Source organism: Clostridium sp. SGI.024, from assembly GCF_050315195.1.
Lineage (GTDB): Bacteria > Bacillota > Clostridia > Clostridiales > Clostridiaceae > Clostridium.
The window spans coordinates 1-16,289 of record NZ_JBNPON010000068.1 but is presented as its reverse complement, the minus strand read 5'-3'; the positions used below and the strand labels follow the sequence as shown (position 1 = coordinate 16,289).

The following is a 16,289-nucleotide window of genomic DNA, read 5'->3' as shown; positions in this document are numbered from 1 at the left end:
GAGGAAGGAATTTTGACAAAAGAAAAAGATTTAAAAAATGCTTTTGAAAAAACTATGAAAAAGCATAAAGGCAATAAAAAGGCTCAATTAATAACTATTATTGTATTTGCTATTATTGCAATATTTTCTGCCTTTTTTGGTAAAGATATTGTAGAAAATAATCTAGGAAATCCTACTGGGAATATAGAAATATCTTATTTGGATGTTGGACAAGGTGATGCTACATATATAAGAGTTAATGATTTAGATATACTTATTGATGCAGGCCCTAAAAGTGATTCAGATAAGCTAATGAAACAATTAGAAGAGAAAAATATTGATGATTTCGAGATAGTAATAGCAACTCATCCTCATGAAGATCATATTGGTGGAATGACAAAAGTTTTTGAAAAGTATGATGTGAAAAGCTTTTATATGCCTAAGGTAACTAATACTACAAAGACCTTTGAAAATATGATGAAGGCAGTAAGTAATGAGGGACTTAAGGTAAAGGTAATAAAAGAAGGAACAAGTATTGATATAGGAGAAGGTGCTAAATTTGAAGCTTACTCTCCAACAAAGGATACTTATGATAACTTTAATGATTATTCACCAATTATGAAATTAACCTATGGTAATAAATCATTTATTTTTACTGGAGATGCAGAAAAAGATGTAGAGAAAGAAGTTGTAAAGAAATATTCTAATGAATTAAAGGCTGATGTTATTAAGTTTGGTCATCATGGTTCTAGTACATCCTCTACAAAGGAATTTGTAGAAGCAATTTCACCACAGTATGGAATAATTAGCTGTGGAGTTGATAATTCTTATGGACATCCGCATAGAGAAATTTTAGATATAATAAAAAATATGGGAATTGAATCATATAGAACTGATAAGCAAGGACAAATAACAATTACGTCAGATGGAGATACTATAAATATTAAGACTGAAAAATAGCAAATTATTTTTATAAATAAAAATAAAGAGGAAGATATTAAAATAACTATCTTCCTCTTTATATTTGCAAGGAAAGTTTACCCATTTTTAATAATTAGTAGGTTAATAAGATTAAAGTAATATGCTATAATTAACTTATTTACTGATAAATTTATCAAGGTATTATAGTTTTAAATATATAGCTTCAATGTGTATTAAGTTCTAAAATCAAATTTATGTAAACATCGTTTGCAAGTTACTACTATTTTACCTTTTTTCCTTGGTAATCTTAACTTTTGACCACATTTTGGACAACTTGTTATTTTATAATTTTTCTTTTCATTTAATTTATTTTTAATTGCTTGATATGTATAAGAAAAATTAGTAAAATCAATGGGTTGACTATTATAAGGAATTCTTAAGCCTAATTTAGATAAAGGTTTATTCAAAAAGTTAATTAATGAATTATTTTCAGCACGTCTTTTAGAAAGATTTCTTGAAAAAATTCTTAATAAAGATATTATTACCAAAGCAAAGCCTATAAGGCTTGTATATCTTGAAAGATTAAATAGTGAAGCTACTAGTAATAAAATTAATGATAATAAATCAATACCATATATGCCTTGTAAAAATTTCATGTTAAACACCTCTATATATAATTATAAATATATTATAGTACAAAGAAATATTGCTATCAATTAAGATATTTCCATATTTAGAAATAAAACATTTTGAAGTAGGAGGGATTTTATGTGGTTTTTAACTTGGATAATATTTTTTGGTATTTATAGTTTCTTAGGTTGGATATGTGAAGTTCTTTATTGTTCTATTCCAGCTAAAAAATTTATAAATAGAGGCTTTCTGAAAGGACCTGTTTGCCCAGTATATGGCTTTGGTGCAGTATTTGTAATTTTAATAATGAATTCATTAAATATAAAAATACCAATATTAATATTTTTATTTGGAGGTAGTATAGCATCAATTATAGAATTTTTAGCAGATCTTATATTAGAATATGTTTTTCATACAAGACTTTGGAATTATTCTAATAGAAAATTTAACATAAAGGGAAGAGTTTGTTTGTTAAATTCCACCTTATTTGCTACACTATCTCTTTTATTAATGGAAGTAATACACCCAGTAATATTAAGTTTAGTAAACAGATTTTCAAATAATACTATTATTATATCTGCAGTTATATTAATTGCATTATTTGCAGTGGATATTTCTTTAACTGTTAGTGAAGTTGTTAATTTAAATATTACTCTTAAGAATATGAATATTTTAAATCAGCTTAAGAAAGAATTTAATAAGAAGGAATTTAAGTTTAATAAACTAAAAAGACTTATTAATGCTTTCCCACAGCTTGAACATAAAAGATATAAAGAAGAGTTTAATAAACTTAAAGCATTAATAAAGGAATCTATAGATAATAATATTAAATTTTAATTGGAGGAATTATGTATATAGCTTTTGGAAGAAAAGTAGTTGATACTGATGAAATGAAAAATGAAATAGAAAAAAATTCTGAATTTAAGGTACTAAAGGATATGAGTAAGGGAACTAAAAGAGAAGATACTTTTGCATATAACTTAAGTATTTCAATTGATATTTTAAATGAAATAATTAGTGATGATTATGATATAAAAGACTTAAGTGAAGATGAATTATTTGATGAGTATATGAGCTTAAGTGAAGAATTAGCTACAGATATGGAAGAATTATTACCAGCGGATTCTATTATAGATGTTAAAGCATATAAATGGGATCTATCTGATAATGATATAAGAGTAATAATAGCAGGGGTTAATGAAGAAGTAGGAGAAGGAAAATTAAAGGATGTAATGAGAAGATTAATAACTCAATTAGAGTAAATGTAAAATAATGAAAAAATTAGAGCTGCCAAGGCAGCTCCTTTTATTTAGCAGAGGCCACCGCCACCACTACCCATACCGCCACCACCACACATATTCATGTTATTTTGAGGAGGATTTGGGTTATTATTTGGAGTTGGATTTTGATTATTATTTTGCTTATAATAATTAATTATCTCATTTGATCTATTTCTAATTGTTTTTAAAGTGGCAGAGTATTCTTCATTAAAAGGGTCAAGCTCTGTAGATTTTAAAATGTGTTGAAGACCGATGTCAAACCAACCTTTTTTGAAATAAACAAATCCCATTAAATAATTCCATTCTGCGGAATTTTTTAAATCTAATAGATTTAATTTACTTTCAGCAACAGGAATATTGTCATTATCAATATAGGACCTTATTTCTTTGTAAAAATTGCCGGTAACTAAAACATCATAAGCCGTATTAGCATCTTTTATAATACCCTCTGCTAAGGGGCGTGAATCTATTGTTGAATTTCCTAATGCATATTCTTCTAATATGTTTTTATATGCTTTTTTAATTTCATCTTTAGAAGCATTTGGAGAAACCCCTAAAACCTTATATGGATCCAAATTTAACTCACATCCTTAATTATTATTTATCTCATATTACTTAATATATTGGAAGAATAAGAATAATATGATAAATTAATTCTATAAAAGAAAAAGGAGAAAACTTATGACAAGATTTAAAAAAATATATATAGAAACAACTAATATATGCAATTTAAGTTGCAATTTTTGCCCTAAGACTAGTAGAAAACTAGGATTTATGGAAACTGAGGACTTTAAAAAAATAATAAATAAAGTTAAAGGATATACAAATCATATTTATTTACACTTAATGGGAGAACCATTTTTAAATAATAATTTAGAAAGTTTTCTTCAAATTGCAAAGGAAGCAAATATAAAAGTTAATATAACTACTAATGGAACATTAATAAATAATGTGAAGGATGTATTAATTAATTCAGGAGCAATTAGGCAAATAAATATTTCACTTCATAGCTTTGAAGCAAATGAAAATAATATTAATTTTTATGATTATTTAAATAACATTTTGCAATTTATTGAAGAGGCAAATAAGAAAACTGAAATTATATGCTCTCTTAGGTTATGGAATATAGATACTGAAGATTTAAAAGCAAATAATAATTTGAATTTAGATATATTAAAATTAATAGAAGAAAATTTAAATATTAATTTTTCAATAAAGGATGCACTATTAGATAAAAGAGGGATTAAGCTAAAGGAAAGAGTTTATTTAAATATGGCAGAAAAGTTTAGCTGGCCAGATTCTAGTATTTCACTTATTAGTGAAGAGGTATTTTGCTATGGATTAAGAGATCAATTAGGAATTTTGTTAGATGGTACAGTAGTTCCTTGTTGTTTAGATAGTGAAGGGAAAATACCTTTAGGAAATATCTTTAAAGAGGATTTAGGAGATATTATTAATTCGAAAAGAGCAATAGATATTTATGATGGATTTTCACAAAGAAGAGCAGTAGAAGATCTTTGTAAAAGATGTGGTTATGCAAAAAGAAAATTTAAATAGGAGGTAATTGCTTGAAATATATATATAATTTAGCTTTTAAGATGTCTGTATCAGCTACTATAGCCTTAGTTATAGCAAATGCTATGGATTTACAGTTTTCAACTGTAGCTGCTGTAATAGCTATTTTAAGCATTCAAGATACTAGGAAAAAAGCATTAATAGTAGGAAAAAATAGGATTATAGCTTGTACAGTAGCTATAGTTTTATCTGTTGTGATATATAAATATATTGGGCAAAATCCTATAACCTTTGCCTTATTTCTATTTATATTTATTCCTTTTACATCAAAATTTAATATTTCAGAAGGTATGGTACCAGCTGTAGTATTATCAACTCACTTTTTAGTAACTGATGAAATATCCTTATATTTAATAATTAATGAGCTTTTAATAATGACAATTGGAGTTGGTATTGCATCAATTGCAAATTTATATATGCCTTCTTTAAATGATGAATTTGAGAAGGATAAGGAATATATAGAAAAAAGTTATAAGATTATATTAACTAAAATGTCTAAATCTTTATTAACTTATACAGTGGATAGGGATGAGGAAGTAATAATTAGGGATATAGAAAACAGATTAAATGAAAGTTTAGAAAGAGCATATAAGATTTATAATAATAATTTCTTTAAAGGTAATTATTATTATGTTGATTATATGAATATGAGAAAAAATCAGTTTGAGATTATAAAAAAATTAAGGTCTCATTTTAAAAGGTTTTACATGTCTTTTGAACAAACTCATATGATATCAAAGTTTACTAAAAATGTTGCAGATGAAGTTAAAGATAGAAATGATTGTAAGGAGCTTTTAAAAGAATTAGAATTATTAAAATTAGGATTTAAGGAAATGGCATTGCCTAAAACTAGAGAGGAATTTGAAAATAGAGCTCAGTTATTACAATTTTTAAATGATATGGAAGACTTATTAATAATGAAAAGAAATTTTGTACTTAGATATAATCCACAGGAAAATAAAAAATAATCTTCTTTATAAATTTACATGTAAGTTAAAAAAAGGTAAAATAGTATAAGGGGTGATAAAATGGATAATAATGTAGTATTAGAATTAATTGATTTAAGAAAAAGCTTTGGAGAAAAAGATGTTTTAAAAGGTATTAATTTAAAGGTTAATAAGGGAAATATTATAGGGTATATTGGACCTAATGGGGCTGGGAAAAGTACAACTGTAAAATTAATACTTGGTTTGCTTAAAGGTTATTCAGGAGAAATAAAAGTTTTTGGAGAAGAAATATCAAAAGGTAATGAAAGTTATAAGAAAAGAATAGGATATGTACCAGAAGTTCCAGAAATATATGATAGCTTAACTGGAAAAGAATATTTAACCTTTGTTGGGCAACTATATGGAATAGAATATAATAAGGCTGACGAAAAAGCTAAAAAACTAATGGATATATTAGGAATATTAGATGCTTATGAAAAAAGAATATCCTCTTATTCTAAAGGTATGAAGCAAAAGCTTATTCTTATATCTAGTTTAATTCATAATCCAGAAGTTTTATTTTTAGATGAACCCTTAAGTGGTTTAGATGCTAATAGTGTAATGATAATAAAAGAATTATTAGCTGCTTTAGCTAAGGAAGGGAAAACTATATTTTATTCCTCTCATATAATGGAGATAGTAGAAAAAATAAGTGATAGAATTATTTTAATAAATAATGGTGAAATTGTTGCTGATGGAAACTTTGAAGAATTGAAAAACAGTTATAAGGAAAGTTCCCTTGAAAATATCTTTAATGAAGTTACTGGATTTCATGAGTATAAGGAACTTGCTGAAAAATTTATTTCAGTAGTTAAAGAAGAGGTATAGCCATGAAAGAGTTTAAGGTCTTAAAGATTATAGACAAGCTATCATGGCTATATAAAAAAGCAGGAGTAGATTATGATGTATTTAGATTAATATTAAATACAAAATTAACTATGGATGGAAGAAGAAAAGCAACAGTTTTTAATGATTCTAGAAAGAATAAAGAGGATTCAAATCAATTTTATAAGGCTTTAATAATGTATGCTTTGTTTGGAGTATTTATAGGGCTTATGCTGATAATTGATGTTAATAAAATGTATTTGATGACAATTTATTTTTCGGCAATTATGTTTATGGTTTTAACTATTTTTATTTCTGACTTTTCATATGTAATTTTAGATGTAAGAGATAAAAATATACTATTTACTAAAGGAGTTGATAATAAGACTTTAAATGCTGCTAAAATAACGCATGTGGTTATTTATATGATTTACTTAACTCTAGCTTTAGTGGGTTTTTCTTTTATAATATCCTTTAAATATGGAGGACTATATTCTTTAATATTTTTGTTAGAAATAATATTATTAGATATATTTATGATAATTATAACAGCATTAGTATATCTTTTTGTATTAAAGTTTTTTGATGGTGAAAAGCTTAAGGATATGATTAATTATGTGCAAATTGTTTTAAGTATAGCTATGGTAGTACTTTATCAAATAGTTCCTAGATTATTTGGAGTTATAGATGTATCTAATATTATTTATAAAGAAAAAATATGGCATTTATTAATACCGTCTATGTGGTTTTCAGCTCCACTTTCTATTATTTCAGGAGAAGGAATAACTTTAGTAAAGATAATAATGTGTGTACTAGCTATAGCTATTCCAATAATATCTATAATTATTTATATAAAATTAATACCATCTTTTGAAAATAATCTTCAAAAGTTAAATAATAATGAAGATAAAATAAAAGAAAAGAATAAGCTTTTGATAAAGATTAATAATTTATTTTGTAAAGATAATAGTGAAAGAGCCTTCTTTAATTTTTCTCTTGGTATTATGAATTCAGAAAGAGAATTTAAACTTAAGATTTATCCGAATTTAGCTTTAGGAATAGTATTTCCACTAATATTTATTTTACCAGCAATGGAGAGAAATAGTATAGGAGGGATATTTGGTAATATAAGGGGATCGAGATTTTATTTATCCATCTATGCTTTTGCAATAGTTATTCCAAATATTCTAGTAATGCTTAGATATTCTGAAAAGTATTTAGGGGCATGGATATATGAGGTTGCACCAATTATGAAGATTTCAAGTATATTTAAAGGTGTAATCAAAGCAGCTTTATATAAACTAATGCTTGGACCTTATATAATTTTATCTACAATATTTATTATAATTTTTGGACCTAGGGTAATTATTCATCTAATTATTGCATTTTTAAGCTTTATATTATTAATGATAATTAATTTTGGAGTTTTAAAAAAAGTATTTCCATTTTCACAAAAGTTTGAAGCTACAAACAGTGGTGAAGGTTTATTAACATTATTTACATCTTTAGGCTGTGCTTTAATATTGCTTTTAATTCACTTTGCAATTAGTAAAATTCTTTTATTAAATTTTATATACTTAATTATTTTAATTATAATAGATTTAATACTTTGGAATGTTGCCTTTAATATTTCTAAGATTAAGTTAAAAAGTTAAAAAACATTGTGTGAAATATATTGTTCATTGTATTTACAAAAATACTAAAAATAATATTATATTTCACACTTTTTATTTTTAGTATATAATAGATGTCAAAGAATACAGATAAATTAAGGAGATACACATGTCAAAGGTTATAGTAGTTGGAGCTGGTCCAGCAGGAATTATGGCTGCACTTTCAGCTTCAAAAAATAATGAGGTTATTCTAATTGAAAGAAATAATGAGATTGGTAAGAAATTAAAGCTTACTGGTGGCGGAAGATGTAATATCACTAACAATAGAGATATAGAAGAGTTTTTTGATAAAATTGTTACTAACAAAAAGTTTTTATATAGTGCACTTTATAATTTTACAAATAGAGATCTTTTAGATTATTTTTCAAGTAAAGGCTTAGAATATAAGGTGGAATATGATGAAAAGGTATTTACTAAAAGTGATAAAGCTGATGAAGTAATTGATATTTTTAAAAGAGAGCTTATGAAAAATGATGTAAGAATTTATTATAATACAAAAGTTCAAGATTTAATAATTAAAAATGAAACTATTAATGGAATAGTAACTGAAAAAGGGGATGAAATATTAGCTGATAAAGTAATTGTAACAACAGGTGGGAAAAGTTATCCTACTACAGGTTCTGATGGAAGTATGTTTGATATACTTCAAAAACATGGTCATACCATTAATAATTTTTATCCAGCCTTAATACCGTTAGTTACCAAAAATGGATTTGTTAAAAATCTTCAAGGTGTAGCAATGAAAGAAGTAATAATAAGTACTACAATTAAAAAGAAAAAGATTCAAAGACAAGGGGATATGATATTTACACACTTTGGAATATCAGGACCAGGAGTACTTAAATTTTCTTCTTATATAAATAAGTTATTAAAGGATGGAGAAGTTAATATAAAAATTGACTTTTTACCATATATCTCAAAAGAAGAGTTGTCTAAGATAATAAGAGGGAGCAATAAAAGTATATTAAATAATTTAAAAGAGTATTTACCACAAAATTTTATTAAAGAAATACTAAATATATTAAATTTAACTGAAGTTAAAGTGGCCGAATTAAAAAAAGAAGATGAAGTGAAATTAATAGAACATATAAAAGAAATGACTTTAACAGTAGAGGATACTATTACTATAAAAGCAGCTATGGTAACAAGTGGAGGAGTCAGTGTGAAAGAAATAAATTCTTCTACTATGGAATCAAAAAAAATAAAAAATTTATTTTTTGCAGGGGAAGTAATAGATATAGATGCAGAAACTGGAGGATTTAATTTACAAATTGCATTTTCTACTGGCTATTTAGCTGGGATGTTAGGAAATTAAACTAAAAAAGATAATTTGCATGTTGCAAATTATCTTTTTTACGTTAATTATTAGGAAGTGGTTGATAAGTACTTCTATCTAAGTATTTATTAATTACTAGTTCACCATTTGAATTATATCCATATAAATAAGTATCTGCGCTTAATGGTCCTAAAGGTACAGATACTGGTTCATAACGGATACCATCTTCAACAGAATCATTAGACCAAAATTCTATAGTTAAGCTTCCATTACTAGCATATGAATTTACTACTATAGGAAAATCAAAATCATTGACAAATTTTAAATCTATAAGATTATCTGCTAAAGTAGCATCAAGTCCTATAGGAACATAAGAAACTTTCATCATATGATTAAGTCTTTCAGTAGGTATTATACCAGCTCTAAGCATAGTGTTATATAAGGTTGAAGCAACTTGACATACGCCACCACCTACTCCAGGAACTACTTCACCACCAACATAAGTGTTTGCTTCAACAAATCCGTTTTCTAAAGTTGTTGGACCAATAGCCTTTTCTGTAGAGAAGGTTTCGCCTGGCATAACTATGCTATTATCGATATTTCTTGCAGCTATTTGAAGATTTGTCCCACTTGGACCAGCTGAATAATGAGTTGTAAAAGAAGATATTTTGTTATTAACTGTTGCTAAAGCACTAGCCTTAATATTAGCTTCCACTACATCTACATTTCCAACTACTTCTACAGTATTAGGAGCTTTCATATCTTTAATTTGATTTTTAATTGTATCTAGCAGCTGTGATGAATTTAATTTAAGTCCTGTTGTATCATTAGTAATACTAATTCCTCCAGCTATGTTAATAGAGGCATCAATAGGAGCAACATCTACTGCATTTGCGATGTTTGATACAAAGTTATTTAAATTTTCTTCATTAAATAAAACTTCAAACTCATATTCTCTATTAGTAGGTTTTTTAATTAAGTTAATTTTATTTAAAAATCCTTCATTTTTACCAAAGCTTAAGATTTTTTCTTCTAATTCAGTATAGTTTATATTAGCTTCTAAATCTTTATAAGAAATATTAAACTTTTGATTATTTGCCGTAACAGATACTTCTTTATTACTTATATCATTAACTAAAGAAATTAGAGTATTATGCAAATCATCGCTATTTAAACCAGATAAATCTTTATTTAGTATATAGGCGCCTGGATAAACTTTATCACTATAGCTATCAATTAAACTGATATTCCTAAATAACCAATAACCTATACCAATAAGTAAGATTAATAATACTACAAGTGTAATCTTAAAACTCTTTGATTTGAAAATTGTACTTTTCTTATTTTCTACCACTTCCTTTGGTATGTTTGTGTTAAGATTATTATTTTCCATAAGTACCAACTTTCTTTAAGAATCTTTTTTTTATATATACATATATAGTTTAACTCTAAAGGATAATTTTTTCAAGAAATAATGGCAAAAATTGCAATTAATTTTAAAAAATTTGCATAAAAACGTAAAAAAAATATATATTTATTTGCGAAAAATTTTAATATGCTTAAAATAAAAAAATATCACATTTAGCAATATAAGAGTAATTATGTTTATTTTGTAAAAAAGATGAAATTGGGAAATGAAGGAAATAAGGCATTTAATGGAGAAAATGAAATCAATGAGGGAATTAAAAAGTTTAGAGTTAATTAATAGATTTTAAGTATAATTATATTTAGAATAATGTACTTTTATGCTTTTTAATTAAAAAATAAAAATATGAATACCCACATTAATTAAATTATTAGATTATATTAATGAGTTGAGGATGATTGTCCATATGTATAAAATATTATTAAGAGATTATATGTTAAGGGAGTGATATTATGGAAGCGGAAAACAAAATGCTTAAATTTTCAGCTTTTGGTGGATTGTTATTCGCTATACTAGGTATTGCCTGGGGATGAGCGATAAAATCTGAAATGATTCAATTTGATGGGCTATACTCATTAATAAGCTTAGGGTTAGCTTTATTTGCAATAATAGCAACTAATTTTATTAATAAAAATGATGTTAACAAATATCCTTTTGGAAAATGTAATTTAGAACCTATAATAGTAATAATTAAGTCATTAGTACTATTAATAATGTGTTCAATAACTATGATTTCAGCCATTAAGCAGGTGATTAATGGTGGAAATGATGTTGAAGAGGGATTTGCTGTAGGATATGCTTTGATATCGTCTATTGGATGTACGTTAATATATTTTTATATGAGAAGAACATCAAAAAATCTTAATTCCGAAATAGTAAAAGTAGAAAGTAATCAATGGTTTATGGATGCTATGCTAAGTGTAGGTGTTTTAATAGGTTTTTTACTTTCAGTATTACTTAAATATATTGGGTTATATAAAATTTCAATATATGTGGATCCAGGTATGGTAATTTTATCATCTAGCATATTTTTAAGGATGCCAATTACATCTATTATTTCAGCATTTAAGGAATTAATTTATTCAAGTGCAAATAATGAAATAAATTATGATATATTAAAATTAGTAAAGGAAATAGAAAAAGAATATAATGTAGAAGATTCCATATCAAGAGTTGTGAAGATTGGAAGAGAACTTAGAATTGAAATAGATTTTATTATTTCAAATGAATCTAAAATAAAGTCAATAGAAGATATGGATAAGGTTAGAGAAATTATTGACAAAAACACAAATCATTTTGATTTAAAAAAGTGGCTAAGTATTTCTTTTACTAAAAATAGAAAATGGGCAATATAATTTTACTAATAAAATAAAAGGTTATCACCTTAAATCTAAGAAGATATATGTTATATTTTAGAGTCTTGTAGTTTGATAGACATAAGAAAGATAACATATATCTTCTTTTTTATTGTATAAAAATAATAATTTTACTATTATAGAAAATTATGATACTTTTATATTAATTAATATTTTTTGAATAAAATGGTATGGAGGAGCTAGGAATATATGAAAGAGTTAAGTCTTTAGGTGGAAGAATAGAAATAAAATCCTCACCTAATGAGGGAACTGCATATAAAATAAAACTTCCGGTAAATAGAAAGGTTAAAAAAGATGAGTAAGAATAAAATTAATGTAATCGTAGTAGATGATCACGATTTAATAAGAGAAGGTCTTAATAGAATAATTAGTTGAAATATCAAGAGGATTAAAGAATAAAGAAATAGCAGATAAATTATTTTTATATGAAAAAACTATAAAAAACTACATAACAAGTATGTTTAAGAAAATAGGTGTTGAAGATAGGGTACAAGCAACTATATATGCAATAAGGAATAATATAGATTCTTTTTTCAATGATAAATTTCGTTGAAAATAATGTTAAAATTAGTAAAATAAATAGATGTTTAGTATTAAGGAAAAAGTTAGATAATAGGCATATATATATTAAATATATAGACCTATTATTTTTTATTTTTAATTATAAATATTAAGAATGAGAATTATTATTGACATCAATAATAGAAATAGTATAATAAAACCATACCACCCCTAGGGGGTGGTGAAGGAGGGCTTAAAATGAAGGAAGAAAAAGTTAAGATAACAGGAATGACCTGCTCAGCTTGTGCAAATAGAGTTCAAAAAGTTGTAGGTAAGCTTGATGGAGTGGAAGAGGCAAATGTAAATTTTGCTACAGAAACTTTAAATGTAAAATATGATAATGATAAAATAAATAATTCAGATATTGAAAGTGCAATAGAAAAAGCAGGATATGGTGTAGAGAAAAGTATCAAGAACTATAGTTTTAAAGTTGAAGGAATGACCTGCTCAGCTTGTGCAAATAGAGTTGAAAGAGTTACTAAGAAAGTTAGTGGTGTAGAAAATTCATCAGTAAATTTTGCTACAGAAAAATTAAATATAACTTTTGATGAAAATAAAATATCTGTAAATGAATTAAAAAGCATAGTAGAAAAAGCAGGCTATAACTTAATTGTAGAAGAAAAAAAGGAGGATGCAGTAAAGAAAATTCCAGACTTTAAAAAACTTTGGTATAGATTTATTTTATCTTTAATATTTACAATTCCTCTATTAATAATATCAATGGGTCACATGGTAGGAATGCAGTTACCTCATATTATAGATCCAATGATGAATCCACTTAATTTTGCAATAACTCAACTTGCTTTAACTATACCAGTTATGATAATTGGCTATAAGTTTTATCTTATAGGATTTAAGAATTTATTTAAATTAAGTCCTAATATGGATTCTTTAATTGCAATAGGAACATCAGCAGCAGTTGTTTATGGGCTATTTGCTATTTATAAAATAAATATTGGAGAGCATGAATATGCAATGCATTTGTATTTTGAATCAGCAGCAGTAATACTTACATTAATAACTTTAGGGAAGTATTTAGAGGCAGTATCAAAGGGAAAAACTTCAGATGCCATTAAGAAGCTAATGGGATTAGTACCTAAGACTGCAAATATTATTAGAGATGGAAAAGAGCTTACTATTCCAATTGAAGAGGTAAAGGTTTTTGATATTGTAATTGTAAAACCAGGAGAAAAGCTTCCAGTGGATGGAGAAATTATAGAAGGAAATACTTCAATAGATGAATCTATGCTTACAGGTGAAAGTATTCCAGTAGAAAAGAGTATTGGAAGTAAGGTAATTGGAGCAAGTATTAATAAAACAGGTTTTATAAAATATAAAGCTACAAAGGTTGGAGATGATACAGCTCTTGCTCAAATAATAAAATTAGTTGAAGATGCTCAAGGAACAAAAGCACCAATTGCAAAACTTGCAGATGTGATAGCAGCGTACTTTGTTCCAGCTGTAATAGGATTAGCTATTATAGCAGCATTAGGTTGGTATATATCAGGTGAATCAGCTGTATTTTCATTAACTATATTTATTGCAGTTTTAGTAATAGCATGTCCATGTGCTTTGGGTTTAGCAACACCTACAGCAATTATGGTTGGAACTGGTAAGGGAGCTGAAAATGGAGTTCTTATAAAGGGTGGAGAAGCATTAGAAACTGCATATAAGGTTGAAACTATAGTATTTGATAAAACAGGTACAATAACAGAAGGAAAGCCAAAAGTAACTAATATAATAACTAAAGGGATAAGTGAAACAGAAATTTTAGCATTAGCAGCTAGTGCTGAAAAAGGGTCTGAGCATCCTTTAGGAGAAGCAATAGTAAAAGCAGCAGAAGAAAAAAATATTAAATTAAAAGAAATAGAAGATTTTAAAGCTATACCTGGGCATGGTATAGAAGTAAAAATAGAAAATAGTATTATTTTATTAGGAAACAAAAAGTTAATGGTTGAACGAGGAATAGATTTAGGAGATTTACAAAATAAATCTAACCAGTTAGCAGAAGAAGGTAAAACTCCTATGTTCTTATCTGCTGATAATGAAATTAAAGGTATTGTGGCAGTTGCAGATACAGTTAAAGAAAATAGTAAAAAGGCTATTGAAGCTATTCATAATATGGGAATAAAGGTAGCTATGATAACTGGAGATAATGAAAAAACAGCAAAAGCAATTGCTAAAGAGGTTGGAATTGATATAGTGTTAGCAGAAGTATTACCAGAAGATAAAGCAAATGAAGTTAAAAAGTTACAAAATGATAATAAAAAAGTTGCAATGGTTGGTGACGGAATTAACGATGCTCCTGCTTTAGTTCAAGCTGATGTTGGAATAGCAATTGGTTCTGGAACTGATGTGGCAATGGAATCTGCTGATATAGTTCTTATGAGAAGTGATTTATTAGATGTAATTAAAGCAATACAATTAAGTAAAGCTACAATAAATAATATTAAGCAAAATCTATTCTGGGCATTTGCTTATAATGTTTTAGGAATACCAGTTGCAATGGGAGTTCTTCATATTTTTGGAGGACAATTACTAAATCCTATGATAGCAGCTGGTGCTATGAGTTTAAGCTCAGTTTCTGTTTTATTAAATGCTTTAAGACTTAGAAATTTTAAAGCAAGTATTTAAAGTATAAATATTTTATGTAAATATGGGGAAATTATTAATGATTAAAATTTAGGAGGACATTAATATGAAATTTAAGTCATTAGTAATACCCTTAGCTATGGTTACTTTATTGTCTGTGGGGTGTGGTAGAAATAAAAATAATAAAAATGAAACAACACCTAATGTAACAGATAGTAATAAATCTGAAACTAATAAAAATAACGGAACTGTTGATATAGTAACATCTCCATCAAGAGTAACAGATGAAGAAAAGCTAATGAGGGCTGTTAATGAAAGTTGGATAGTGATATTAGAAAATGATGTAACAACTTCAAAAGAAATAGTTTTAAACTCAGGTTTTAAAAAAGCAGATAAAGATAATCCAAATAAAATGGTTGATACTTCAAGAGTAGTTGCTCTATATAAGACAAATGAAAACAAAGAAAAAATAGCAGATTATACTTTAACGGTACCTAAACTTACAATTAAAGATGAAAATACTAAAATAGAAGGTGGTACTATTAAAGGGGATCTCTATATAGAAGCTAAAGAAGTAAAGCTAGAAGGAACTAAAATAGAGGGGAATGTATATTTTAATAATGAGGAAGATAAAAATACATTTCATATAGATGAGGGTTCAAAAATAACTGGAACTATGGAAATTAAATAAAATTAGTAGAGTAAGTGATTCTCATTTACTCTTTTTATATTTATTATATAAAAAGATAAAAGGGCTGAAATTTTAAATTACAGCCCTACTAGATTTTCCAATGTTCTTTAAATTTTAATACTTCATTTAAACTTTTTGCTGCCATTTGTTGAGTTAAAATTATTTCATCTTCTATTTCAGTAAATCTTTTACCTAAAATTTGATCTAAAATATTTATATCTTCTTCTATTTTATCTATATTTGAAAATTTGGTAGAAACTATATTTAATGCACGAGTAACATCTCTTTTAAATTTTTCTTGATCAGATTTAAGTATATTAACTTCAGATTGTAATAAAGCTAAGTTATTATTAGTACTTAAAATAATATTTTTCATTTGACTAAGGATTTTAGGAAGTTGTTTCAATACTTCGTTAGTTTCATATAATGTTAGATAAGTATTGTCATTAGGTTGAACTCTTTCATTATCTTCATTTATATTTTGCCCTTCCATAACTT

Annotated in this window: 17 protein-coding genes; 13 read left to right on the top strand and 4 right to left on the bottom strand. The window is 26.1% G+C overall.

The window, feature by feature from the left end; all coding sequences use genetic code 11:
• Positions 1-54 precede the first annotated feature (54 nt).
• Entirely contained in the window at positions 55-939 is an 885-nt protein-coding gene (locus ACQRD5_RS14610) for a ComEC/Rec2 family competence protein (protein WP_294170252.1), read from the top strand.
• Between the two features lie 194 nt (positions 940-1,133).
• Here the strand turns inward: ACQRD5_RS14610 and ACQRD5_RS14605 are convergent, their stop codons facing one another.
• Positions 1,134-1,556, bottom strand: a complete 423-nt coding sequence (locus ACQRD5_RS14605; protein ID WP_291625063.1) for a hypothetical protein — start codon at positions 1,554-1,556, stop codon at positions 1,134-1,136.
• Positions 1,557-1,668: 112 nt separating this feature from the next.
• Here ACQRD5_RS14605 and ACQRD5_RS14600 point away from each other — a divergent pair, with 112 nt between their 5' ends.
• Together ACQRD5_RS14600 and ACQRD5_RS14595 are read left to right on the top strand one after the other, a co-directional pair.
• The gene (locus ACQRD5_RS14600; protein ID WP_291625061.1) at positions 1,669-2,367 is read left to right on the top strand and encodes a putative ABC transporter permease; all 699 of its coding nucleotides are present in this window, start codon (positions 1,669-1,671) and stop codon (positions 2,365-2,367) included.
• 11 nt (positions 2,368-2,378) lie between these two features.
• The gene (locus ACQRD5_RS14595; RefSeq protein WP_320627996.1) at positions 2,379-2,792 is read left to right on the top strand and encodes a hypothetical protein; all 414 of its coding nucleotides are present in this window, start codon (positions 2,379-2,381) and stop codon (positions 2,790-2,792) included.
• Positions 2,793-2,839: 47 nt separating this feature from the next.
• On the opposite strand, the gene ACQRD5_RS14590 is transcribed toward ACQRD5_RS14595, so the two are convergent.
• Positions 2,840-3,385, bottom strand: a complete 546-nt coding sequence (locus ACQRD5_RS14590; RefSeq protein WP_294170248.1) for a J domain-containing protein — start codon at positions 3,383-3,385, stop codon at positions 2,840-2,842.
• Positions 3,386-3,491: 106 nt separating this feature from the next.
• Here ACQRD5_RS14590 and ACQRD5_RS14585 point away from each other — a divergent pair, with 106 nt between their 5' ends.
• The 5 genes from ACQRD5_RS14585 to ACQRD5_RS14565 all read left to right on the top strand — a co-directional run bounded on the left by ACQRD5_RS14585 (position 3,492) and on the right by ACQRD5_RS14565 (position 9,184).
• A complete protein-coding gene (locus tag ACQRD5_RS14585; protein ID WP_294362599.1) occupies positions 3,492-4,367 on the top strand; it encodes a radical SAM/SPASM domain-containing protein in 876 nt (291 codons plus the stop codon).
• 11 nt (positions 4,368-4,378) lie between these two features.
• Positions 4,379-5,353, top strand: a complete 975-nt coding sequence (locus tag ACQRD5_RS14580) for an aromatic acid exporter family protein (protein WP_291625052.1) — start codon at positions 4,379-4,381, stop codon at positions 5,351-5,353.
• A 60-nt stretch (positions 5,354-5,413) separates the two neighbouring features.
• A complete protein-coding gene (locus ACQRD5_RS14575; protein ID WP_320899884.1) occupies positions 5,414-6,199 on the top strand; it encodes an ABC transporter ATP-binding protein in 786 nt (261 codons plus the stop codon).
• A 2-nt stretch (positions 6,200-6,201) separates the two neighbouring features.
• Positions 6,202-7,851, top strand: a complete 1,650-nt coding sequence (locus ACQRD5_RS14570) for a hypothetical protein (RefSeq protein WP_291625048.1) — start codon at positions 6,202-6,204, stop codon at positions 7,849-7,851.
• Positions 7,852-7,978: 127 nt separating this feature from the next.
• Positions 7,979-9,184 (top strand): NAD(P)/FAD-dependent oxidoreductase, encoded by a 1,206-nt coding sequence (locus tag ACQRD5_RS14565; RefSeq protein WP_291625047.1) that lies wholly within the window; start codon positions 7,979-7,981, stop codon positions 9,182-9,184.
• A gap of 43 nt (positions 9,185-9,227) precedes the next feature.
• Here ACQRD5_RS14565 and ACQRD5_RS14560 read toward each other — a convergent pair whose 3' ends face one another.
• Positions 9,228-10,538 (bottom strand): VanW family protein, encoded by a 1,311-nt coding sequence (locus ACQRD5_RS14560; RefSeq protein WP_291625045.1) that lies wholly within the window; start codon positions 10,536-10,538, stop codon positions 9,228-9,230.
• 581 nt (positions 10,539-11,119) lie between these two features.
• On the opposite strand from ACQRD5_RS14560, the gene ACQRD5_RS14555 reads away from it, so the two are divergent.
• The 5 genes from ACQRD5_RS14555 (at position 11,120) to ACQRD5_RS14535 (ending at position 15,791) form a co-directional block, all read left to right on the top strand.
• Positions 11,120-11,926, top strand: coding sequence for a cation diffusion facilitator family transporter (locus ACQRD5_RS14555; RefSeq protein ID WP_308780536.1), 807 nt, complete (start codon positions 11,120-11,122; stop codon positions 11,924-11,926).
• 191 nt (positions 11,927-12,117) lie between these two features.
• Positions 12,118-12,249, top strand: coding sequence for a hypothetical protein (locus tag ACQRD5_RS14550; protein WP_291625042.1), 132 nt, complete (start codon positions 12,118-12,120; stop codon positions 12,247-12,249).
• Positions 12,250-12,323: 74 nt separating this feature from the next.
• Positions 12,324-12,500 carry a response regulator transcription factor gene (locus tag ACQRD5_RS14545; RefSeq protein WP_291625136.1) on the top strand — a complete coding sequence of 59 codons (177 nt, stop codon included), beginning with the start codon at positions 12,324-12,326 and terminating at the stop codon, positions 12,498-12,500.
• A gap of 206 nt (positions 12,501-12,706) precedes the next feature.
• Positions 12,707-15,142 (top strand): heavy metal translocating P-type ATPase, encoded by a 2,436-nt coding sequence (locus ACQRD5_RS14540; protein ID WP_320899882.1) that lies wholly within the window; start codon positions 12,707-12,709, stop codon positions 15,140-15,142.
• A 64-nt stretch (positions 15,143-15,206) separates the two neighbouring features.
• Positions 15,207-15,791 carry a hypothetical protein gene (locus tag ACQRD5_RS14535; RefSeq protein ID WP_291625038.1) on the top strand — a complete coding sequence of 195 codons (585 nt, stop codon included), beginning with the start codon at positions 15,207-15,209 and terminating at the stop codon, positions 15,789-15,791.
• Positions 15,792-15,879: 88 nt separating this feature from the next.
• On the opposite strand, the gene ACQRD5_RS14530 is transcribed toward ACQRD5_RS14535, so the two are convergent.
• Positions 15,880-16,284, bottom strand: a complete 405-nt coding sequence (locus ACQRD5_RS14530) for a hypothetical protein (RefSeq protein ID WP_291625036.1) — start codon at positions 16,282-16,284, stop codon at positions 15,880-15,882.
• Between the last annotated feature and the right edge of the window lie 5 nt (positions 16,285-16,289).

What these genes read in the sequence shown, in the direction of transcription:
- ACQRD5_RS14610 (WP_294170252.1), top strand. Translation starts at nt 55, where the DNA reads ATGAAAAAGCATAAAGGCAATAAAAAGGCTCAATTAATAACTATTATT.
- ACQRD5_RS14605 (WP_291625063.1), bottom strand. Translation starts at nt 1,556, where the DNA reads ATGAAATTTTTACAAGGCATATATGGTATTGATTTATTATCATTAATT.
- ACQRD5_RS14600 (WP_291625061.1), top strand. Translation starts at nt 1,669, where the DNA reads ATGTGGTTTTTAACTTGGATAATATTTTTTGGTATTTATAGTTTCTTA.
- ACQRD5_RS14595 (WP_320627996.1), top strand. Translation starts at nt 2,379, where the DNA reads ATGTATATAGCTTTTGGAAGAAAAGTAGTTGATACTGATGAAATGAAA.
- ACQRD5_RS14585 (WP_294362599.1), top strand. Translation starts at nt 3,492, where the DNA reads ATGACAAGATTTAAAAAAATATATATAGAAACAACTAATATATGCAAT.
- ACQRD5_RS14575 (WP_320899884.1), top strand. Translation starts at nt 5,414, where the DNA reads ATGGATAATAATGTAGTATTAGAATTAATTGATTTAAGAAAAAGCTTT.
- ACQRD5_RS14570 (WP_291625048.1), top strand. Translation starts at nt 6,202, where the DNA reads ATGAAAGAGTTTAAGGTCTTAAAGATTATAGACAAGCTATCATGGCTA.
- ACQRD5_RS14565 (WP_291625047.1), top strand. Translation starts at nt 7,979, where the DNA reads ATGTCAAAGGTTATAGTAGTTGGAGCTGGTCCAGCAGGAATTATGGCT.
- ACQRD5_RS14560 (WP_291625045.1), bottom strand. Translation starts at nt 10,538, where the DNA reads ATGGAAAATAATAATCTTAACACAAACATACCAAAGGAAGTGGTAGAA.
- ACQRD5_RS14555 (WP_308780536.1), top strand. Translation starts at nt 11,120, where the DNA reads ATGATTCAATTTGATGGGCTATACTCATTAATAAGCTTAGGGTTAGCT.
- ACQRD5_RS14550 (WP_291625042.1), top strand. Translation starts at nt 12,118, where the DNA reads ATGGAGGAGCTAGGAATATATGAAAGAGTTAAGTCTTTAGGTGGAAGA.
- ACQRD5_RS14540 (WP_320899882.1), top strand. Translation starts at nt 12,707, where the DNA reads ATGAAGGAAGAAAAAGTTAAGATAACAGGAATGACCTGCTCAGCTTGT.
- ACQRD5_RS14535 (WP_291625038.1), top strand. Translation starts at nt 15,207, where the DNA reads ATGAAATTTAAGTCATTAGTAATACCCTTAGCTATGGTTACTTTATTG.
- ACQRD5_RS14530 (WP_291625036.1), bottom strand. Translation starts at nt 16,284, where the DNA reads ATGGAAGGGCAAAATATAAATGAAGATAATGAAAGAGTTCAACCTAAT.